This window comes from Tateyamaria armeniaca, from assembly GCF_045797845.1.
Taxonomy (GTDB): Bacteria; Pseudomonadota; Alphaproteobacteria; order Rhodobacterales; family Rhodobacteraceae; genus Tateyamaria; species Tateyamaria armeniaca.
Genome location: NZ_JBHDIY010000002.1, coordinates 1,258,667 through 1,277,532, shown reverse-complemented (window position 1 = coordinate 1,277,532; position 18,866 = coordinate 1,258,667). Strand labels below are relative to the sequence as shown.

At 59.6% G+C, this 18,866-nt stretch carries 18 protein-coding genes and 2 pseudogenes; 10 read left to right on the top strand and 10 right to left on the bottom strand.

Annotated features, from left to right (window positions below):
- The first annotated feature begins 142 nt into the window (after window positions 1-142).
- The gene (locus tag ACERZ8_RS06375; RefSeq protein WP_407591362.1) at window positions 143-2,332 is read left to right on the top strand and encodes a response regulator; all 2,190 of its coding nucleotides are present in this window, start codon (window positions 143-145) and stop codon (window positions 2,330-2,332) included.
- Between the two features lie 95 nt (window positions 2,333-2,427).
- Here the strand turns inward: ACERZ8_RS06375 and yaaA are convergent.
- The 3 genes and pseudogenes from yaaA to ACERZ8_RS06360 all read right to left on the bottom strand — a co-directional run.
- Window positions 2,428-3,089: pseudogene (yaaA, locus tag ACERZ8_RS06370) on the bottom strand (peroxide stress protein YaaA); the annotation flags it as partial.
- Between the two features lie 28 nt (window positions 3,090-3,117).
- Window positions 3,118-5,160: a DNA helicase RecQ gene (gene recQ, locus ACERZ8_RS06365; RefSeq protein WP_407591361.1), complete on the bottom strand. Its 2,043-nt coding sequence runs from the start codon at window positions 5,158-5,160 to the stop codon at window positions 3,118-3,120.
- An 83-nt stretch (window positions 5,161-5,243) separates the two neighbouring features.
- A complete protein-coding gene (locus ACERZ8_RS06360; protein ID WP_407591360.1) occupies window positions 5,244-5,531 on the bottom strand; it encodes a YggT family protein in 288 nt (95 codons plus the stop codon).
- Between the two features lie 121 nt (window positions 5,532-5,652).
- Between ACERZ8_RS06360 and ACERZ8_RS06355 the strand changes: the two genes are divergently transcribed.
- The 5 genes from ACERZ8_RS06355 to ACERZ8_RS06335 all read left to right on the top strand — a co-directional run bounded on the left by ACERZ8_RS06355 (window position 5,653) and on the right by ACERZ8_RS06335 (window position 10,113).
- Window positions 5,653-6,219: an acyl-CoA thioesterase gene (locus ACERZ8_RS06355; RefSeq protein WP_407591359.1), complete on the top strand. Its 567-nt coding sequence runs from the start codon at window positions 5,653-5,655 to the stop codon at window positions 6,217-6,219.
- 76 nt (window positions 6,220-6,295) lie between these two features.
- On the top strand, window positions 6,296-7,660 hold the full coding sequence (locus ACERZ8_RS06350) for an MFS transporter (protein WP_407591358.1): 1,365 nt from the start codon (window positions 6,296-6,298) through the stop codon (window positions 7,658-7,660).
- A 2-nt stretch (window positions 7,661-7,662) separates the two neighbouring features.
- Window positions 7,663-8,604, top strand: coding sequence for a penicillin-insensitive murein endopeptidase (gene mepA, locus ACERZ8_RS06345; RefSeq protein WP_407591356.1), 942 nt, complete (start codon window positions 7,663-7,665; stop codon window positions 8,602-8,604).
- Window positions 8,577-9,410, top strand: coding sequence for an esterase-like activity of phytase family protein (locus tag ACERZ8_RS06340; RefSeq protein WP_407591355.1), 834 nt, complete (start codon window positions 8,577-8,579; stop codon window positions 9,408-9,410). Before mepA ends, ACERZ8_RS06340 begins: the two co-directional genes overlap by 28 nt.
- A 61-nt stretch (window positions 9,411-9,471) precedes the next feature.
- On the top strand, window positions 9,472-10,113 hold the full coding sequence (locus ACERZ8_RS06335) for a queuosine precursor transporter (protein ID WP_407591354.1): 642 nt from the start codon (window positions 9,472-9,474) through the stop codon (window positions 10,111-10,113).
- A 233-nt stretch (window positions 10,114-10,346) separates the two neighbouring features.
- Here ACERZ8_RS06335 and ACERZ8_RS06330 read toward each other — a convergent pair whose 3' ends face one another.
- A complete protein-coding gene (locus ACERZ8_RS06330) occupies window positions 10,347-10,736 on the bottom strand; it encodes a SpoIIAA family protein (RefSeq protein ID WP_407591353.1) in 390 nt (129 codons plus the stop codon).
- Window positions 10,737-10,814: 78 nt separating this feature from the next.
- On the opposite strand from ACERZ8_RS06330, the gene arfB reads away from it, so the two are divergent.
- Window positions 10,815-11,237, top strand: a complete 423-nt coding sequence (arfB, locus tag ACERZ8_RS06325) for an alternative ribosome rescue aminoacyl-tRNA hydrolase ArfB (RefSeq protein WP_407591351.1) — start codon at window positions 10,815-10,817, stop codon at window positions 11,235-11,237.
- Here the strand turns inward: arfB and ACERZ8_RS06320 are convergent.
- The gene (locus ACERZ8_RS06320) at window positions 11,234-11,404 is read right to left on the bottom strand and encodes a hypothetical protein (RefSeq protein ID WP_407591350.1); all 171 of its coding nucleotides are present in this window, start codon (window positions 11,402-11,404) and stop codon (window positions 11,234-11,236) included. The genes arfB and ACERZ8_RS06320 overlap by 4 nt on opposite strands.
- A 194-nt stretch (window positions 11,405-11,598) precedes the next feature.
- On the opposite strand from ACERZ8_RS06320, the gene ACERZ8_RS06315 reads away from it, so the two are divergent.
- Window positions 11,599-12,519, top strand: a complete 921-nt coding sequence (locus ACERZ8_RS06315) for a DMT family transporter (protein WP_407591349.1) — start codon at window positions 11,599-11,601, stop codon at window positions 12,517-12,519.
- Here ACERZ8_RS06315 and ACERZ8_RS06310 read toward each other — a convergent pair.
- Together ACERZ8_RS06310 and pncB are read right to left on the bottom strand one after the other, a co-directional pair.
- A complete protein-coding gene (locus ACERZ8_RS06310; protein ID WP_407591348.1) occupies window positions 12,485-13,201 on the bottom strand; it encodes a hypothetical protein in 717 nt (238 codons plus the stop codon). The two genes, ACERZ8_RS06315 and ACERZ8_RS06310, sit on opposite strands and share 35 nt — an antisense overlap.
- A 192-nt stretch (window positions 13,202-13,393) precedes the next feature.
- Window positions 13,394-14,686: a nicotinate phosphoribosyltransferase gene (pncB, locus tag ACERZ8_RS06305; RefSeq protein ID WP_407591347.1), complete on the bottom strand. Its 1,293-nt coding sequence runs from the start codon at window positions 14,684-14,686 to the stop codon at window positions 13,394-13,396.
- A gap of 170 nt (window positions 14,687-14,856) precedes the next feature.
- Here pncB and ACERZ8_RS06300 point away from each other — a divergent pair, with 170 nt between their 5' ends.
- Window positions 14,857-15,474 carry a hypothetical protein gene (locus ACERZ8_RS06300; RefSeq protein WP_407591346.1) on the top strand — a complete coding sequence of 206 codons (618 nt, stop codon included), beginning with the start codon at window positions 14,857-14,859 and terminating at the stop codon, window positions 15,472-15,474.
- A gap of 8 nt (window positions 15,475-15,482) precedes the next feature.
- On the opposite strand, the gene pncA is transcribed toward ACERZ8_RS06300, so the two are convergent.
- Entirely contained in the window at window positions 15,483-16,079 is a 597-nt protein-coding gene (pncA, locus tag ACERZ8_RS06295) for a bifunctional nicotinamidase/pyrazinamidase (RefSeq protein ID WP_407591345.1), read from the bottom strand.
- 93 nt (window positions 16,080-16,172) lie between these two features.
- Window positions 16,173-16,430: a hypothetical protein gene (locus ACERZ8_RS06290; protein WP_407591344.1), complete on the bottom strand. Its 258-nt coding sequence runs from the start codon at window positions 16,428-16,430 to the stop codon at window positions 16,173-16,175.
- A 186-nt stretch (window positions 16,431-16,616) separates the two neighbouring features.
- Here ACERZ8_RS06290 and trhO point away from each other — a divergent pair.
- A pseudogene (gene trhO / locus ACERZ8_RS06285) lies at window positions 16,617-17,545 on the top strand (oxygen-dependent tRNA uridine(34) hydroxylase TrhO).
- A gap of 30 nt (window positions 17,546-17,575) precedes the next feature.
- Here trhO and ACERZ8_RS06280 read toward each other — a convergent pair.
- Window positions 17,576-18,790 carry an MFS transporter gene (locus tag ACERZ8_RS06280; RefSeq protein ID WP_407591343.1) on the bottom strand — a complete coding sequence of 405 codons (1,215 nt, stop codon included), beginning with the start codon at window positions 18,788-18,790 and terminating at the stop codon, window positions 17,576-17,578.
- Window positions 18,791-18,866: the final 76 nt, after the last annotated feature.

The following is an 18,866-nucleotide window of genomic DNA, read 5'->3' as shown; positions in this document are numbered from 1 at the left end:
CTCCGGGCAACAGGGAACAGGTGCGAGTCCAGCCTGCCATGACGGGTGGTGGCCGTGCAAACCTTTCGACGGGCGGGATTAAGTCGATCTTCACCATCACGGTGACATAAACCGGACAACAAGATGTTGGCGGAGCACTGGAATGAGCCTGGCAAACAAGCTGGCGCTGGAACGGCGTGGGCGACTGGCAGCGGAACGGCTGTTGGAGCTCAAACAGGCCGAACTGTCAGCAGCCAATCGCAAGCTTGGACGACATGCGGCGGCGCTACAGGGCGAAATCGTGGAAACACGGGCCGAAGTGGCCAATGTCAAAACCGAAAACGAACGTGTCAAAACAGAGCTCGGGCAAGCCAACCAGAAGGTCGAGATTGCAGAACGCCGGTTGTGGCATTCTGTTCAAACCATCACCGACGGCTTTGCGTTTTTCAATTCCGACAACCGGATGATCGCGGCCAACAGCAGCTATCTCGCGATTTTTGACAAACTCGAACTCATCCGCCCGGGCGTGCACTATGTCACAATCCTGCAGGTTCTGACGGATGAGGGGATCGTGAACACCGGCAAATTGGCCGCGCAGGACTGGCGCGAGATGATGACGGAACGCTGGATGCAGCCCCAGCCGGAACCGATCACGATCCGGCTTTGGAACGATCAATACATCAAGTTGGTGGACCGGCGCGGGCAAGGGGGTGACATCGTCTCACTCGGACTGAACATCACAGAATCCGTCGAGTATGAACAGAAACTGAAGGCCGCGCGGGCAGCAGCCGAAGCGGCAAGCCGTGCCAAATCAGCCTTTCTTGCCAACATGAGTCACGAAATCAGAACCCCGATGAACGGTGTCGTGGGGATGGCCGAATTGCTGGGGGACACTGGCCTTACCGAAGAACAGCAACTGTATGTCGATACGATCAAGAATTCGGGCGAGGCGCTGCTCGTCATCATCAATGACGTCCTCGACTATTCCAAAATCGAAGCCAAGAAACTGCAATTGCACCCCGAACCCTTTGACCTTGAACGCTGCATTCACGAAGTGATCATGCTGTTGCAGCCTTCGGCGCGGGACAAGAAACTGACCATGCTGGTGGATTACGACCTGTTCCTGCCAACGGTATATGTCGGCGATCCGGGGCGTATCCGGCAGGTCCTGACCAATCTGATGGGCAATGCGGTCAAGTTCACCTCTGAAGGGCATGTACTGGTCCGCGTGACCGGCGTGCCGGACATCGAAAACGGGCGGGCGACCGTGAATATCGCCATCGAAGACACCGGCATCGGCATACCGGATGACAAGATCGACCACATATTCGGCGAATTCAATCAGGTCGAAAATGAACGCAACCGGCAATTCGACGGAACGGGGCTGGGGCTTGCCATCTCGCAGCGTCTGGTCGAGATGATGGAAGGCGAAATGTGGGTCACGAGCGAAGACGGTGTCGGATCCTGCTTTGGGTTCAAGATATCGCTGGCGATGGGGGCCGACGAATTACCAGCGCATCCGCCTGTGCCCGAAGGTCTGCGCCGTGTTCTTGTTGTCGATGATGTCGAGGCCAACCGCATGATCTTGCAACGACAATTGGAGCAGATCGGTCTGGGCGTCGTAACCTGCGCAAGCGGTGAAGACGCCCTGAAGCAACTCGAAGGAATCGACCTTGTTCTGACGGATCACAACATGCCGGGCATGGACGGTCTGGAGCTTGCTGAAACCATTCGCAACGACGGCTGCCAAACCCCTGTCATCATGCTCAGCTCCAATACCAGCTTTGCAGCAAACGACCCCGGGGCCAAGCATCTGCACGCCATTTTGCAAAAACCTTTGCCGCGCGCGGATTTGTTCACGCAGTTGCAATCGGTTGGCCCGCTGGTCACGCGGCAGGACGAAACTGACACGTCCGGCACCCGAGACGTGCGAAAAATGCGGGTGCTGGCCGCAGAAGACAACAAAACCAACCAGTTGGTGTTCCGCAAAATGGTCAAGGATGCCGACATTGACCTCAAATTTGCCGCCAACGGTCTTGAGGCGCTGGAACTATTCCAGAGCTTTGAGCCGGACATGATCTTCATGGATATCTCAATGCCCAAGATGGACGGCAAAGAAGCGACCATGAAAATCCGCGAGATTGAGCAAAAGAGTGGCGGCCACATTCCCATTGTCGCATTGACCGCGCATGCGATGGATGGGGACGATCAGGGTATCCTAGCCAGCGGCATCGATCACTACCTCACCAAACCGCTGCGCAAACCCGAAATTCACGGCAAGCTGCGAGAGCTTTGCCCACCCGAGGCGAGCCCCCCACTCCCGGACGATGAAGAGCCGCGTCAGGCTGGGTAAGGGCGCACGAAAACCAGCCGCTGATCGTCAGATGCATCGGGCTGATAACGGTATCCATCCGCATCAAAGGCGCGCAATCCATCCAGATCGCGCACCCGGTTTTGAACGATATGCCGCGCCATCGCGCCCCGCGCCCGTTTGGCAAAAAACTGACAATCTTGGGGCCAGCCCCTTTGTCTTCCATGAATACGGGGGTGATGATCCGCGGCTTCAAAACCTTATCCGGCACCGCGCCAAAGTATTCCTGGCTGGCGCAGTTCACCAGCATGTCGGTGCCCGTCGCCTCGGCTTGTGTGTTCAGTGCCTTGGCAATGTCTCCGCGCCAGTAATCATACAGGGACGTGCCCCGACGCGTTTTCAAACGGCTGCCCATTTCCAGTCGGTAGGGCTGGATCCCATCAAGCGGGCGCAACAGGCCATAAAGACCAGAAAGGATGCGCAGATGGTCCTGCGCATAGGCCGTGTCTTCGTCCGAAAGGGATGCCGCGTCCAATCCCTGATACGTGTCACCTGCAAAGGCGAGCATGGCCGGACGGGTTACTTCGGCTTCAGGTGCATCTTCGAATGCCTGAAACCGATCCCGGTTCAGCCGAGCCAGATCGTCGCTCAGGTCCATCAGGGACTTCAGCTTGCCCAGTGTCAGGTTGCGGGCCGTGCGCGCCAGACGCACCGCATCGTCCTGCATCGCAGGTGCGGTCGTCGCCACATCCCGCTCTGCCCAATCCAGCCGCTTGGCCGGCGAAATCACCACCAACATGTCATCACCCCATATGTTTCAGGCAGACTTAGCCCGCGTCCCGCAACACGTCCAGAAATGCAGGGCCAAACCGCTCTGCCTTGCGATCGCCCAGCAGACGTTCCAGCGCGGCGTCATCACCGTTGCGCAATTGTGCGACCTTTGCCAGTTGAGACGCCGAACAGCTCAACGGCTTGTCCGTCCCGTCTGATCCGCGCGCCAGGTCCGCCTGTACTGCAAGCAGTTGATCGTAAATCGCGCCCGCGTCCTTTCCGGCCAGCTTGCGCCGCGTCGGGTGCAGGGCCGCCGCCTCGCCATTGATCACCTCAAGGAACGCATCACCAAACTTGTCCAGTTTCTTCGCACCAACTCCGCTGATCTGAGCCATCTGGTCGAGATTGTTGGGCCGCTTCTCGGCCATCTCGATCAGCGTGCGGTCCGGGAAAATCACATAGGCCGGGACCCGTGCCGCCTCCGCCAGCCCACGACGCTTGGCCTTGAGTGCACTGAGCAGCGGCGCGTTTTCTTCCGAGACCATCTCCTTGATCGCGGGTCTGCGTTCCACGGCTGCGGCAATCGTGTCACGGCGCAGCGTGATCTTGGCTTCATCCCGCAGGATCGGCAGCGCCGCATCGGTCATGCGCAACGCGCCGTGTCGGTCCGGGTCGGGCCGCACAAGATCATGGCCCATCATCTGCCGGAACACGGCCTGCCATTGTCCTTTGGAATACTCTTTGCCGACCCCGTATGTCGGCAGGCTGTCATGCCCACGTTGCTTGATCTTTTCTGTCTTCGCGCCGAGCAGAATGTCGATCAGGTGACCCGCGCCGAACCATTCATCGGTGCGCAGCATCGCTGAAAGCGCCTTGCGCACCGCCGTCGTGCCGTCGAACACGTCGGCGGGCGCGTCACACAGATCGCAGGTGCCGCAACTCACTTCGGCCTCACCGAAATAACCCAGCAAGGTTTTGCGCCGACATTCCAGTGCTTCGGCCAGTCCCAGCAGCGCGTTTAGGCGCGCGTGGTCTGCCATGCGCCGTTCGGGCGGGGCCAAGCCCTCATCGATCTGGGACCGGCGCAGCTTGATGTCTTCGGGGCCAAATAAGGTCAGCGTTTCAGCAGGCGCACCGTCACGCCCGGCGCGGCCAATTTCCTGATAATACGACTCGATGCTCTTGGGCAGGTCCGCATGAGCGACCCAACGGATGTCGGGTTTGTCCACACCCATGCCGAAGGCAACCGTGGCGGCGACGATCAGCCCGTCTTCCTGTTGAAAGCGGCGCTCGGCGATGCGCCGGTCTTCAGCCTCCATCCCCCCATGGTAATGGATCGCGCTGTGCCCCGCCTCGCGCAGCGCGTGAGCAAGCGTTTCGGTCTTGGCACGTGTGCCACAGTAGACGATGCCCGACTGTCCCTTGCGCGCGGCGGCAAAGTTCAGGATCTGCGCGCGTGGCCCGTTTTTGGCGGCAAATGCGAGGTGAATATTGGGCCGGTCAAAGCCACGCAGGAATGCGCGGGGCGGCGTACCGTCGAACAGCTTTTGCACGATCTCGACTTGCGTTTCGGCATCTGCCGTCGCGGTGAAGGCCGCCAAGGGCACGTCCAGCGCGCGCCGCAACTCTCCGATCCGCAGGTAGTCGGGGCGGAAATCATGGCCCCACTGGCTGACGCAATGCGCCTCGTCGACCGCAATTAGGCTGACGCCGATCCGGCGCAACATGCCAATCGCCGATCCGGCGCCAAGACGTTCGGGCGCCATGTAGAGCAGCTTTAACTCGCCCCGTTCAAGCGCTGTCCAGACAGCATCCGTTTCCTCAGGCGTATTCCCTGAGGTCAACGCCCCCGCATTCACGCCCGCCTCTTGCAGCGCACGCACCTGATCCCGCATCAACGCAATCAGCGGAGAGATAACAACCGTTACCCCATCGCGCATCAGCGCAGGCAATTGAAAACACAGGGATTTACCACCACCCGTGGGCATAATCGCAAGGGTATTTTCCCCTGCGGTTACGGCGTCCACGATCTCTTGCTGACCGGGCCGGAAATCATCGAAACCGAATACGTCCCGCAACAGCGTGGCAGCGCTGGTCATGTCTCAAAACCCTGTCAAATTTTATGTGTTCTGCTCGTTTGATACAGATTCACATTTTAACAGGCCGTGAACAAGTCCTCAGATCAGCGAAGACCAAAGATCGCAGGCAGAATGATCGACCGAAGCGCGATGAGCGCGACAAAGGCCACAAGCGGAGCAAGGTCGAGCGGATGCGTGTCCGGCATAAAACGCCGGATCGGGCGATAGATCGGTTCCAGAAGCTTGTTCAAGCCCTGCCAGATCTGGCCCACGATCGGCTGATGCAGGTTCAGCACCTGAAAGCTGATCAGCCAGCTCATGATGATGTGCACGATCATTATCATGTAGACAACGCTCAGGATCAGTTGGATCAATTCGTAGATGGCCAGCATGCTGCGTCCTTTTTGTTTGCCCAGACCTAGGGTGCGGCGCGAAGTGGCGCAAGGTCACATGATCACGGCCATTGAACTTTCGTGCCGCCGACGCATCTAAGCCGAACAGGAGTGTAAACCCATGTTTCCTTTCGTTCGCCTTGCCAAAGACCTGTTTCTTGCCAGCCGCCAGCCAGCGCTTGGGATGACGGAAATGCACATCTCGCACCACATCGTGTGGCCGTGGGATCTGGACGGGTTCCTTGAACTGAACAACGGACGTGCGCTGACGCTTTATGATCTTGGTCGATTGGGCATGGGCGTGCGCGCCGGGTTGATGGAAACGCTCAAGGCCCAAAAATGGGGGCTGACCATGGCCGGTTCGTCGGTGCGCTATCGTCGCCGGTTGCATGCATTTGAGCGGTTCGAGATGCGCAGCCGCGCGGTCTGCTGGGATGACAGGTTCATTTACATCGAACAATCCATGTGGAAATCGAACGGCGAATGCGCCAGCCACGTCCTCTATCGTGCCGCGGTGACGGACAAGAACGGGATCGTGACGACAGACCGGCTGCTGGATGCATTGGGTGAAAGCGTTCAATCGCCCGAAACGCCCGAATGGATTGCCGCCTGGATCAATGCAGAGGCCCTGCGCCCATGGCCCCCGATGCAGGATCACGCACAGTCCCGCCTGCGCGCAGTCGCCTGATACAACAACCTTTCCTTGCCACATAGCCTGCAGCCTGCTTTGGTCCCCCAAACAAAAAGAAGGCGGGGGACAGGGCATGGCCGAAGTCAGTCTGAAAAAGCGTATCTGGGGCTGGTTCTTTTTTGATTGGGCCAGCCAGCCTTATCACACCGTCCTTCTGACCTTCATTTTTGGGCCGTTTTTCGTCTCGCTTGCGAGCGAAAGCTTTCTGTCGCAAGGGGTCGAAACGGAACTGGCCAAGGCCAACGCACAGGCGATGTGGTCGTTCACGTTGACCATCACCGGTCTGATCATCGGTTTTGGCGCCCCTTTCCTTGGCGCCATGGCCGACACGGGCGGGCGACGGATGCCGTGGATTATCGCTTTTTCGCTGATGCTGGCGGCAGGCGCCGGGGGTCTGTGGTTCACGGAACCGGACGGCAGCAACCTGACATGGATGCTGATGGTCTTCGCCCTCGGATTCATCGGTGCCGAATACGCGCTGATCTTCATCAATGCCCAGCTCCCGTCCCTAGGCACCGAGGAAGAGATTGGGCAAATTTCCGGCTCTGCCTTCAGTTTCGGCTATGCGGGCGGGGTTCTGTCCCTGTTTCTGATCCTGCTGTTGTTTGCCGAACAGGGGAACGGCAAAACCCTGATCGGGCTTGATCCGTTCTTTGGCCTGCTTGATGCCGAAAGCCGCGAAGGCACGCGCTTTGCCGGTCCATTTGTGGCGGTCTGGTTCTCGGTGTTCATGATCCCCTATTTCCTCTGGGTGCGTGAGGTGCGCCCGACCGGCACGCGCACATCCGTGGCGGCCGCCCTGTCCCGGCTCTGGAACACTGTGCGCAACCTGCCTGCTAAACGCAGTCTGTTTACCTATCTGGGCTCATCCATGCTGTACCGCGATGCGCTCAACGGGCTTTACAGCTTTGGCGGTACTTTTGCGCTGCTGGTGCTGGATTTCAGTGTTGTCGAAGTTGGTGTGTTCGGGATTATCGCGGCCATCGGGGCCTCGGTCTTCAGCTATGTGGGCGGACACGCAGACAAACGCTTTGGACCCAAGCCGGTTGTCATCACCACGATCCTTGTGCTGATGGGCGTCTGTTTCATGCTGGTCAATCTGTCGCGTGACAGCATGTTCGGTATCCCGCTGGCCGAAGGATCCATGGCACCCGACATCATATTCTACATCTGCGGTGTGCTGATCGGCGGCATGGGCGGTGTGATGCAATCGGCCAGCCGGACGCTGATGGTGCGCCATTGCGATCCCGCTGCCCCCACCGAGAGTTTTGGCTTGTATGGTCTGACCGGTCGCGCGACGGCCTTCGTCGCCCCGTTCCTGATTGGCGTCGCCACAACTGTCACCGGCAGCACGCAATTGGGCGTATCTCCCCTGTTGGCACTCTTTCTTTTGGGGCTGATCATGCTACGCTGGGTCAATCCAAAAGGGGAGATTTGAACATGACCCTCGTTCGGCGCAACCTTGCCCTGATCACTGGCCTCGTGACCGCCCTGTTCATTGTCGCCTGCGCCAGCACAGCAGAAGTCGACATCGACGGCACGACCCGCCCGGATGTCGACCCGGCCACCTTGCAAAACATTGCCAAGGGTCAGTTCGGTGGCAAGCGCCGCGCCTCGATCCAGGACCCGGCCCCGTTAGGCGGTTATGCACGTGGATGTCTGGCTGGGGCCGAGCAACTGGCTGAAACCGGGCCGACATGGCAGGCCATGCGCCTCAGTCGCAACCGCAACTGGGGTCATCCCGAGCTTGTGGACTTCGTGCAAAAACTCAGCGTCAAAGCGGCACAGCAACCGGGCTGGAACGGGCTCTATGTCGGGGACATGAGCCAACCCCGTGGGGGTCCGATGCTGACCGGGCACCGCAGCCACCAGATCGGGCTGGACGCCGACATCTGGATGCTGCCTGCCAGCAACCTTGGCCTTTCGGTGAGCGAACGGGAAAACATCAGCTCGATTTCGACCCGTCGTGCAAGCGGCGCCTTCACCAACTCGAACTGGACGCGCGCGCACCACGAAATCATCAAGGCTGCGGCACAGGACAAACGCACGGCGCGGATTTTCGTATTTCCCGGGGCCAAGGTGCAGATGTGCAAGGACGAGAAAGGCGACCGCGCCTGGCTGAACAAGATCCGCCCGTGGTACGGCCATCATTACCATTTCCATGTCCGCCTCGCCTGCCCGCGCAGTGCGCGGGGGTGCACGGATCAGGCCGCTCCACCGCCGGGCGACGGGTGTGCAGATGCGCAGGAATGGGTGAACAACATCCTCAATCCACCGCCCCCCAAGCCGCGCGACCCAAACGCGCCGGCCCCACAACCCCGTCGCGAATTGCGCGTCGGTGATTTGCCGCAACAATGCGCTGGCGTCTTAGCCTCGCGCTGATCCTGTCCGCCTCCGCGTCGCTGGCCGACCCCCTCACTTACCTGCGCAGCGTTCCGCTGGCAGGTCTGGGCGGAGTGTCGGCAGTCGAGGTGGAGGCGGATGGCAACGCCGCCCTTGTTCTGTCCGATCGAGGGACCGCCCACCGCTTTGCGATTCTTCGTGACGGGCAGACGGGTCGCATTGAGGATGTGGCGCGCGTGAAACTACCCTTTCCCGACCGTGACACCGAGGGGTTGGCTGTGTTGGGCGGCAAGACCTTCATCAGCTACGAAGACCCGGCCGAGATCAGCACGCTGGGTGGGCAAATCCTGCCCAGCCCACGCGAATTCCACGCCCTTCCCTCCAACAGTGCACTTGAGGCACTGGCGGTCACGCGGGACGGCGTGGTGTACACATTGCCCGAAAACCCGCGCAACAAGGGCCAGCCCATCCCGATCTACCGTTATCAGGACAAGCGGTGGAGCGTGGCGGCACACCTGCCCCGCTCGGACGGCTTCATGCCAACCGGCGCGGACTTTGGACCTGACGGTCTGCTTTACATTCTCGAACGCAGCTTTTCGGCCCTGGGCTTCCGTACCCGCATTCGCCGCATCGATCTGGGCGTGGAACCGCCTGTTGCGGAAACCCTGCTCAAGACAAAACTCGGCACGCATGACAACCTCGAAGGGCTGTCGGTCTGGCGATCGGACAGTGGTGCCACCTGCTTGACCATGGTGTCTGACGACAATTTCCTTTCGGTGCTGCGCAGTGAACTGGTGGAATATGCCCTCACGGAAACGCTTGCGGGCGGGGCGCGCTGCGACTAAGACGCCCGAGTTCACATCTGAACCAAGTCGCCGCAACCTTGCAAAAAACGGGCATTACATTATGACACGCGCGCATCTTCCCGGCATCATTGCCATGGCCATTATCGTTGTGGCCTCAAACATCCTCGTCCAATTCCTGTTCGGCAACTGGCTGACATGGGGGGCGTTCACCTATCCGCTGGCGTTCTTGGTGACGGACATCATGAACCGGGTCTACGGCGCGCAGGCGGCGCGCAAGGTCGTGTTCGCGGGCTTCATTGTCGGGGTCATCTGTTCGCTAATCGGAACGCAGGTCATGCTGCAGGGCGATGGTTACACCTATCCGGCGGTCACTTTGCGCATCGCCATTGGTTCGGGCCTTGCGTTCCTGACGGCACAACTGCTCGACGTTGGTATCTTTGCCGCACTGCGCCGTAGCGCATGGTGGAAGGCGCCGCTGGTCTCGACCCTGATCGGCAGCACAGTGGACACAGCCCTGTTCTTTTCCATCGCCTTTTCGGCCAGCCTTGCCTTCATCGAACCGGGCAATGACGTGTCCTGGGCCGGGGAAATCCTGCCCGTTCTCGGCTTTGGCCCGTTGGCGCCGCTCTGGGTGTCGCTGGCTATCGCTGACTGGGCGGTCAAATTGACCCTCGCGCTTATTGCTTTGGCACCATTTCGCGCAATCACCGCGCGCATGGCTGCACCTGCTGAAATGCGTTGACATATTCCCCGGCTATGCAAAGCTGGAGATGAGTTCAACAAATGAAAAGGAGGTGATCCAGTGTCAAGAAAGGTATTGGAGCGAGGTGTCGGAACAACTTGGGAGGTCGCCTGCTAGGGCAGCCCCGCGCGGTGAGGACCGCCAAGTTGGTCGGTTGACCTAACCGACACAACCTCCGAAACATTTCGAAAAGGGCCGCCTATGATGGGCGGCCCTTTTTTCAATTTGCGAGATCAGGCAGCGGTGGCTTGCGCCTGCAATGACCGCCATGCGACGGCCTCATCATCAAAGGTTTCAGCCTTCACCGGCAATATGCTGTCCATGAACCTGATCATCTTTTCAGCATTGTCCGGCGCGCCGACGACCACATAGCGATCCACGTTGCTGATCGCCTTGAAGCGGCTTTTGATCACGTCCCAATCCCAACTCGCGCCAAATTCCGAGCCGTCGAAATGGTCAAAGATCATAAGCATGTCGACCTTCTCCGCATGTGCGTCAAAAACGTCGTTCATGTACTCGGCCATATCCTCCATGGCGTCGTCGGTGATCTTGCCGCTGATCCGAAATGCGAAAAGGTCGGTGCGGTCTGTTGCGATCTGGGTAATGCCTTGTGTCTTCAACATTGTCATTCTCCATGATATTTTGCAGTTCACATCCCCAACACACTTCCACCGGTCCAAGTTCCGTGGGAGTTAAGGTGCATGCTGCGGATCAATGACACCATCGCAATCGAAGACTGGGAACTGAGCGAACAATTCGTGCGCGCCTCGGGCCCCGGTGGGCAGAATGTGAACAAGGTCGCCACTGCCGTGGAATTGCGGTTCGAGGCCGCGCGTTCGCCCAACCTTCCGGGTCCGGTCAAAACACGATTGAAACGATTGGCGGGGCGGCGGTGGACGCAAGACGGCGCATTGATCATCCAGTGCGATGAAACCCGATCACAGGCCCGCAACCGCGACATTGCGCGCAAGCGGCTAGCAGACCTTATCGAAAAAGCGCTGGTTGCCCCGAAACGGCGGATTGCGACGCGCCCCACACTGGGGTCCAAGAAACGCAGGCTCAAGGCCAAGAAAGTGCGCGGAGAGGTCAAGGCGATGCGCGGTCGCGTTGATCCGACCGATTAGCTGAGTGACAAAAGGTCGACCGAGGATCGCGTCGATGTTGCACCGCTGTGATCCGGGCCCGGCCCGAAGATGCCCAGCGGCGCGGCCTGTGAGCGCGAGACGTTGTCTTGCGATGTGCCGCAGGCCGCTGCAAGGCTCAGCAAGGCAAGGATGATGATGCGTTTCATGTCTTAATCCAATACGTTTTCTCCCACCCAATACGCTGACGTATACTGGTGAAATGTGGCAGAGATGGGGCGATTGTCCGCAAATCGGCAACAATGTATCTGCGCGAGGCATGTTCGCCCTCAAGTTCCAGCGTGACTTGGGATGCAAACAGCGTAACGTCGCCCCGTACACCTTCTTGCAAATTGAGTCCCCCTTGCGCCCCACTGATCGCACCGGCCTGGCCATTCTTCTCAGCCTTGTCGCGCTGACCCTGTTTGATGCGATGGGGCTGGTGATCAAGCACCTGTCGGTGACCTATAGTGCGGCAGAGCTGTCGGCATGGCGCAACCTGTTCGGGATCATTCCAGCGGTGATCGCACTGGCGCTGTCACGGCAGTGGCACAGCGCGGGGCGCAGCTTACGGATGAGGCAGTGGAGGCTGGCGTTGGCCCGTGGTGCTTTCGTCACCTTTGCGCAGCTTTGCTTTTATCTCGCTCTGGGGCAGATGGCGTTCGCGACCGCCTCGACCATCACGTACGCCAACGCGTTGTTCATGACGGCACTGGCGGTGCCTTTGTTGGGCGAAAAGGTCGGCTGGGTGCGGTGGAGCGCGGTTCTCATCGGCTTTGTCGGCGTTGTTCTGGTGATGCAGCCGGGGTCTGACACGTTCAGCGCGGTCGCGCTTTTGCCCTTGGGTGCGGCGGCCATTTATGCGCTGGTCGGGGTCACTGCGCGGATGATGGATGACGATGTGCCCAGCGCGCTGGTCAATCTCTATTCATCCTGCACTGCGCTGGTCGGCGCGTTCCTGATCGCGCTGGCTTTTGACGGCTTCACGCCGGTCCAGAGCAGCACCGACTTAGCATGGATCGTGGCAATGGGCGGCTTTGGCGGCACAGCGGTCCTGTTCCTTGTGATCAGCTACCGCATGACCGAGCAAAGCAACCTTGCCCCGTTCAGCTATTTCGGCATCCCGCTCGCATTCCTGCTGGGATGGCTGTTTTTCGACGAAACACCTTGGGACGCTCTGTTCCCCGGCGCGTTGTTGATCGCAGCCGGGGGTTTGTTGATCGTCTGGCGCGAACGACAGCGCAGTCGGATCAGCGGAATTCACCCGAGCGCGGCACATGAGTGATGGCCGCATCCGAGGCATATGCATTCAGGTTGGACGCCACATAGTCCTGCGGTGCTGGGGCGGGTCCCTCTAGCAAACCCAATTGCGCGCGGGCGACCTTTGCCTCTTGCGCCAGTTGTGCTGTGGCGCTCAAGTGCCAACCGAGTCCAACTTGTCCGCGACGGCTGGCAGTTTGCATATTGATGTTGGCCTGTTCAGCCTGCGCTGCTGTCACGGCCAGTGCGTCGGCGATACGCGCGCGGGTCCGGTTGATCTGCGCGACTTCCATATCGAATTCGGCTTGCGACACGGCACCTTCGGCGCGGCGCTGGTTCAGTTCGGCCAGTTTGGCGTCCTGTTCCACGATCATCGCGGGCAGGCCCGTTTCCAATGTGTCCATCTGACCGGTCATGTCCTGAATGCTGTCGACCAATGCGACGGCGGGCACAAGTTCAACTGGCTCTGTGCGATCCTGCCCAAAAAGGCCGCGGCGCTCCGCTCCGAACCCGCAGGCTGCGCTGCGGCCGGGGGTAAAGATGGCGCGCCCGCAGGCGATGATGGCGCTGTTGGAGGCGCGGCGGACACGTGTATCGCGCGCCAACTGATCGGCCATGTTGTTCAGCGCATCAGCCTGAACCTCAACCACTGTCAGGCTTTGGCCGTCGCGGAAATTCAGCGGATCCAGTTCCGCCCGCGTGGTCATTTCATTGGCTGGGGCACATGCCCCCAAAATTGCGACAACGGACAACGACGAACACAGTGTTGAAAAACGCTTCATTTGCTCTGCCTCAGATTTTTTATGGTTTTGTTGTCTGAGGCGTAAAAAGCAATTGTGACCACTTTGAGGCAAATTGCCCATAAATTGCCACAATTGCCTTCTTTGAAAAAACTGTGTTCAAACAATCACAGCTTGAGCGTCCTGCGCGCCGACGCCAAAGACGCGTTTGTAGCGCTCGATTTCGTCGTCTGGCCCCATGGCCTTGTTCGGGTTGTCCGACAGTTTGACCGTTGCGCGCCCGTCCGCTGATACCGCCTTGCAGACCAGCGAAAACGGAGCCAGCCGGTCATCTTTGGTGAGACCCTTGAAGTCGTTCGTCAGCATGGTGCCCCAGCCGAACGAGACCCGCACGCGGTCGGCGAACTGTGTGTGCAGCTCGATGATCTTGTCTGCGTCCAGCCCATCCGAGAAGATCACCAGCTTGTCGCGCGGATCCTCGCCGCGCTGCTTCCACCAGTCGATGGCTGTTTCTGCCCCCGCTGCCGGATCACCGCTGTCGATCCGAATGCCGGTCCAGCCCGCGAGCCAGTCCGGCGCATTGTCCAGGAACCCTTGCGTGCCGTAGGTGTCCGGCAGAATGACCCGCAAATTGCCGTCATGTTCCTCTTGCCAGTCACTCAGTACGTCATAAGGGGCTTGGGCCAAGGCGTTGTCGTCCGTGGCAAGCGCGGAATACACCATGGGCAATTCGTGTGCGTTGGTGCCAATGGCCTCAAGATCCCGGTTCTTGGCGATCAGGCAGTTCGATGTGCCGGCAAAAGCCCCGGCCAACCCCTCGCCCATCGCCTGCACGCACCAATCCTGCCACAAAAAGCTGTGCCGCCGCCGTGTGCCGAAATCGGCGACACGCAGCCCGTCATGCATCCGCAGTCGCTCAATCTTTTCCCACAGCTTGGTCATGGCCCGGGCGTATAATACCTGGAGTTCGAACCGGCCCATGCTGTTCAGCACGGCGCGCCCCCGCAATTCCATCAGAACAGCAAGGGCAGGAATTTCCCACAGCATGACCTCGGGCCAGGAGCCTTCAAAAGTCAGTTCATACTGATCGCCGCGCCGTTCCAGATGATAGGGCGGCAGGCGCAGCGTCTCGAACCAGTCCATGAATTCGGGCGTGAACATCTGCCGCTTGCCATAAAAGGTGTTACCACGCATCCACGTGCTTTCTCCCCGGCTGAGAGACAGTGAGCGGATGTGATCCAGCTGTTCGCGCAACTCACCTTCGTCGATGAGATGGGCCAAGGGCACGTGTTTGGAACGGTTGATCAGCGAGAATGTGACCTGCGTGTCCGGCTTGTTGCGAAACACCGACTGGCACATCAGCAACTTGTAGAAATCCGTATCGATCAGAGACCGGACAATCGGGTCGATCTTCCACTTGTGGTTCCAGACGCGGGTGGCGATGTCGACCATGGGTGCACTTTCAAAGGTGACGGCGCGCCCGTTGTGCCAACTCCCAAGGCGAGGGGCAAGGGCATGGCCGCACGCTGCCAAACTTGCATAAATTCCGGTTTCGCTGCACTTTACTGCCATGGACGGTTGTCCGCAGCATTTTGACAAAGACATTTTTCAAGGGAAACACGATGGCACAGGCAGAAAATCCCCTCATCCCCATTCAGGACAAGGTCGTGCGTATACACTCACGACTGCTTGATTTCTTTCGCAATGTCCTGGTCAAGATCAAACCGATGATCGTGTCACTGCAGGGCTTTCTGGTGAACGTCAAAAAGGCCGCCAAGGAAATCGCAAAGACAGTGGGCAAATCGGCCGTCGACAGCGTGATCAAGCTGGGCACCAAGCTGATCCAGGTCATCGCTTTCGTTGAAAAACTTGTGATTGAAGGTATCCGTTTCGCCGCCAAGGTGCTTGGCGTAATCAAGAAGGCCGCCAAGGAGCCTCAAAAAGCGTTCAAAGTGGTCAAGGCCATGGTCGCCCGTCTGGCCAAACTGTTCCGCACGATACTGGCCAAGGTGGTGGAAATCATGGTGGCGATCAATCCTATCGAAATGGTTCTGCGCTTGATCGACACGATGAAGATGATGCTGCAATTGGTGTTCCGCTGGATCACCCAGGTCGGCGGCATCACCAGCGGCGTGAAAAAGGCCAAGGCTCTGATCAAGAAATCCTTCAAGCTGCTCAAGGCAGAGGCCAAGCAGGTGACCGAGATGGTCAAGGAAGCCAACAAGCTCAAGCCTGCCTAAACCCGTCGTCAGCCGAGTTTCACACCCGCCGCCGCCATGCCGTCCCGTGCCGCCGCCAGTGATCCGTCCAGATCGATGGCGCGGCACAGATCCGTGCGCACGGTGACGTCAAAGCCCAGCTTGGCCGCATCCACAGCCGAAAAGTTCACGCAGAAATCCGTGGCCAGCCCCACCAGCGTCAGCCTCTCGATGCTGCGCGTGCGCAGATATCCTTCCAGTCCAGTGGGCGTAGTGTGATCGTTCTCGAAAAAGGCTGAATAGCTGTCGATGGCTGGGCGGTACCCTTTGCGCACGATCATATCTGCGCGGTCCACGTGCAGGTCGGGATGAAAGGCAGCACCGTCGCTGCCCTGAATGCAGTGATCCGGCCACAGCACCTGCGGCCCATAATCCATGTCGATCACCTCGTAAGGGCTGGCTCCCGCATGGCTGCTGGCAAAAGACGAATGTCCGCCCGGATGCCAGTCCTGCGTCAGGATCACCGCCTCAGCCTCGTTCATCAGTGCGTTGATGCCGGACACGATCACGTCGCCCTCGGGCACCGCCAGCGCTCCACCAGGGCAAAAGTCGTTCTGGACGTCAATCACGATCAGCGCATGGGTCATGTGGGGCTCCGTTTCAGACTGTTGCCCCAGACTAGACCCGCTTCAGGCCAAACGAAATGCCGATAACATGTCGGCTTCAGGATCAGCGGCCGCTCACATCCCCAGAACGCAGAACGGACACACCGCGATCAAGGCCGCAGCGCCGAAAACACCGCCCGCCACCTCGCCTGCGCTCACAGAGCCATCTTCGTTCATATCAAACACTTTCGTGCTTTCCGGCTCCGGGTTCGTCGATTCCGCTGACAGCAGCGATGGTGGCGCAACAATCGCGGTGTTGTCCGGGGACGGCGCGCAGGCCCCCAAGGGCAGGCCGATGGTCGCCAGAAGAAGTAGGGTTTTTGAATCAATCACTTAAAATACCTTCTTTGAATTATCCGACGATCACAGGTCTGGCACTGCCTTCATAGTCTGGAATACCAGTCCTTTCTCGCTGATGGTGGCAGGCCGGGTATACGATGCTTTGAACCGGCGCAGCTCGAATGCCGAGCGCACGGGCAAGGCTTGCAGGACGCAGCCCGCAGGCGTATCTGAGCGCGCATGTTCACCATCGCCGCCCTCTACCACTTCACGCGCTTTTCCGATCCCGCCGCGCTGAAACCGCGGCTGCTTGCGTTGTGTCAAGCGCGGGACGTGACGGGCTCGCTGTTGCTTGCGCCCGAGGGGATCAACGGCACCATCGCCGGCCCGCGCGCCGGTATTGATGCCGTGCTGGCCCATATCCGGGCCCTGCCCGGCTGCGCCGATCTGGAATGGAAGGAAAGCCACAGCCCCACACCCCCTTTGGCAAGATGAAGGTCCGCCTGAAACGCGAGATCGTGACCATGGGCAAGCCTGACGTCGATCCAGCCGCGCGCACCGGCCACTATGTCGAGGCTGCGGATTGGAACGACCTGATTGGGCGTGAGGACGTCGCTGTCATCGACACCCGCAACGATTACGAAGTGGCCATCGGAACGTTCGAAGGTGCGATTGACCCGAAAACCACCAGCTTTGGTGAGTTTCCCGCGTGGTGGGAGGCCAACAAGCATCGTTTTCATGGGCAAAAGGTGGCGATGTTCTGCACGGGCGGCATCCGCTGCGAAAAATCCACCAACTACCTGCTCGGCCAAGGGGTCGAGGATGTCTATCACCTCAAGGGCGGCATCCTGAAATACCTAGAAGAGGTGCCAAAGGCAGACAGCACCTGGGACGGCGAATGCTTTGTCTTTGACGGACGGGTGAGCGTGGGTCACGGGTTGGAAGTCGGGCCGCACCTTTTGTGCCATGCCTGCCGCCGCCCCGTTTTGCCAGAAGATCGTGATCGCCCGGAATACGAACAGGGCGTGGCGTGTCATCACTGCGCGCACGAGACATCAGAGGCCGACAAGGCCCGCTTTCGTGAACGCCAGAAACAAGTCGCGCTCGCCCGCGCCCGCGGGACCGATCACCTGACGGGAAAGATGGTGCCGGACAAAGCGGAGCGCTGATGGTGGCGACATCAGCGCTTTGTGCCGCCTTCAGGCCGGTTGCAACACGCGGCGCGGGCGGCTGCGCCCCAGAAGCCACAGCATGATTGCGATGTTCAGGCCGTTCCAAGCAATCCCGTTCCAGAACGCCATTTCGTAGCTGCCGGTGACGTCATAGATCCAGCCCGACATCCATCCGCCCAGCGCCATGCCCATGATGGTCGCCATCAGCACGAAACCGACCCGCGCACCGGCCTCGCGCGCAGGCATGTATTCACGCACGATCAGCGCATAGCTCGGCACGATGCCTCCTTGGCTCAGCCCAAAGACAAGGCTGACCACATACAGGGAAATCAGCGCATCGGAGGGCAGGTACAGCACCAGAGCGATGGCCTGAAGGACCGAACCGATGAGTAGGGTGCGCACCCCGCCAAGCCGGTCCGCCAAAAGCCCCGAAACGATGCGCGACCCCACGCCGCCCAGCAGCATCAGCGCCAGCATCTCGGCCCCGACAGCGGGACCATAGCCAAGATCAACACAGTAGCTGACTATATGCACCTGCGGCATCGACATCGCCACACAGCATCCCACTCCGGCCAGCCCCAGCAGCCACGCCAACGCACGCGGCGACAGACCCGAGGACTGCGCATTCGCGACCGAGGCCGCTTCTGCCAGATCATGTGCGCTTTGCGGGACCTGGCGGCGCAGCGCAAAGGCCAGCGGGATCACCGTCACCAGTGTCGCAATGGCCAGCACCGCATAGGCCGTGCGCCAGCCGCTGTCCTCAAGAATACCGGCCAGCAGGATGGGCCAGATCGCGCCCGACAGGTAATTTCCGCTGGCCACCAAGGCGACAGCAATTCCGCGACGTTTCATGAACCAGTGCGAGATATCTGCAATCAGCGGACCAAAACCAACCGACGTCCCAAATCCCACCAAAAGCTGCGCAAGCGACAGGGCAAGGATTGATCCGCTCGCCATGGCGAACCCGTAACCTGCCGCGATTCCAAAGGCGCAGACGACCAGCACACGTGTGACCCCCCATATGTCTACGGCGCGCCCGACAGCAAAGTTACCAACGGCAAATCCGATCATGGTGAGCGTGTAGGGCAGGCTTGCTTCGGCGCGACCGACGCCGAATTCAGCCTCAACCGCAGGCATGATCACGATGATCGCCCACATGCCCACATTCGCCACCATGGCGATGGCAAGGGTCAGGACCAGCCTGAGCCACGAATAAGCGCTGTCATGATCAACGGACGTCATTTCCATATCTGCGCGCGTTCGCACGACCAGCGCAAGACAGAAGGGTAAATCACGAAAATTGTATCTGTTAAGGGCG

Excerpts from the sequence above, each read along its gene's own strand:
- ACERZ8_RS06280 (WP_407591343.1), bottom strand. The coding sequence starts at position 18,790 with ATGACGTCCGTTGATCATGACAGCGCTTATTCGTGGCTCAGGCTGGTC.
- ACERZ8_RS06310 (WP_407591348.1), bottom strand. The coding sequence starts at position 13,201 with ATGACCACGCGGGCGGAACTGGATCCGCTGAATTTCCGCGACGGCCAA.
- pncA (WP_407591345.1), bottom strand. The coding sequence starts at position 16,079 with ATGACCCATGCGCTGATCGTGATTGACGTCCAGAACGACTTTTGCCCT.
- ACERZ8_RS06355 (WP_407591359.1), top strand. The coding sequence starts at position 5,653 with ATGTTTCCTTTCGTTCGCCTTGCCAAAGACCTGTTTCTTGCCAGCCGC.
- recQ (WP_407591361.1), bottom strand. The coding sequence starts at position 5,160 with ATGACCAGCGCTGCCACGCTGTTGCGGGACGTATTCGGTTTCGATGAT.
- ACERZ8_RS06300 (WP_407591346.1), top strand. The coding sequence starts at position 14,857 with ATGGCACAGGCAGAAAATCCCCTCATCCCCATTCAGGACAAGGTCGTG.
- ACERZ8_RS06320 (WP_407591350.1), bottom strand. The coding sequence starts at position 11,404 with ATGAAACGCATCATCATCCTTGCCTTGCTGAGCCTTGCAGCGGCCTGC.
- pncB (WP_407591347.1), bottom strand. The coding sequence starts at position 14,686 with ATGGTCGACATCGCCACCCGCGTCTGGAACCACAAGTGGAAGATCGAC.
- arfB (WP_407591351.1), top strand. The coding sequence starts at position 10,815 with ATGCTGCGGATCAATGACACCATCGCAATCGAAGACTGGGAACTGAGC.
- mepA (WP_407591356.1), top strand. The coding sequence starts at position 7,663 with ATGACCCTCGTTCGGCGCAACCTTGCCCTGATCACTGGCCTCGTGACC.
- ACERZ8_RS06340 (WP_407591355.1), top strand. The coding sequence starts at position 8,577 with ATGCGCTGGCGTCTTAGCCTCGCGCTGATCCTGTCCGCCTCCGCGTCG.
- ACERZ8_RS06335 (WP_407591354.1), top strand. The coding sequence starts at position 9,472 with ATGACACGCGCGCATCTTCCCGGCATCATTGCCATGGCCATTATCGTT.
- ACERZ8_RS06360 (WP_407591360.1), bottom strand. The coding sequence starts at position 5,531 with ATGCTGGCCATCTACGAATTGATCCAACTGATCCTGAGCGTTGTCTAC.
- ACERZ8_RS06330 (WP_407591353.1), bottom strand. The coding sequence starts at position 10,736 with ATGTTGAAGACACAAGGCATTACCCAGATCGCAACAGACCGCACCGAC.
- ACERZ8_RS06375 (WP_407591362.1), top strand. The coding sequence starts at position 143 with ATGAGCCTGGCAAACAAGCTGGCGCTGGAACGGCGTGGGCGACTGGCA.
- ACERZ8_RS06350 (WP_407591358.1), top strand. The coding sequence starts at position 6,296 with ATGGCCGAAGTCAGTCTGAAAAAGCGTATCTGGGGCTGGTTCTTTTTT.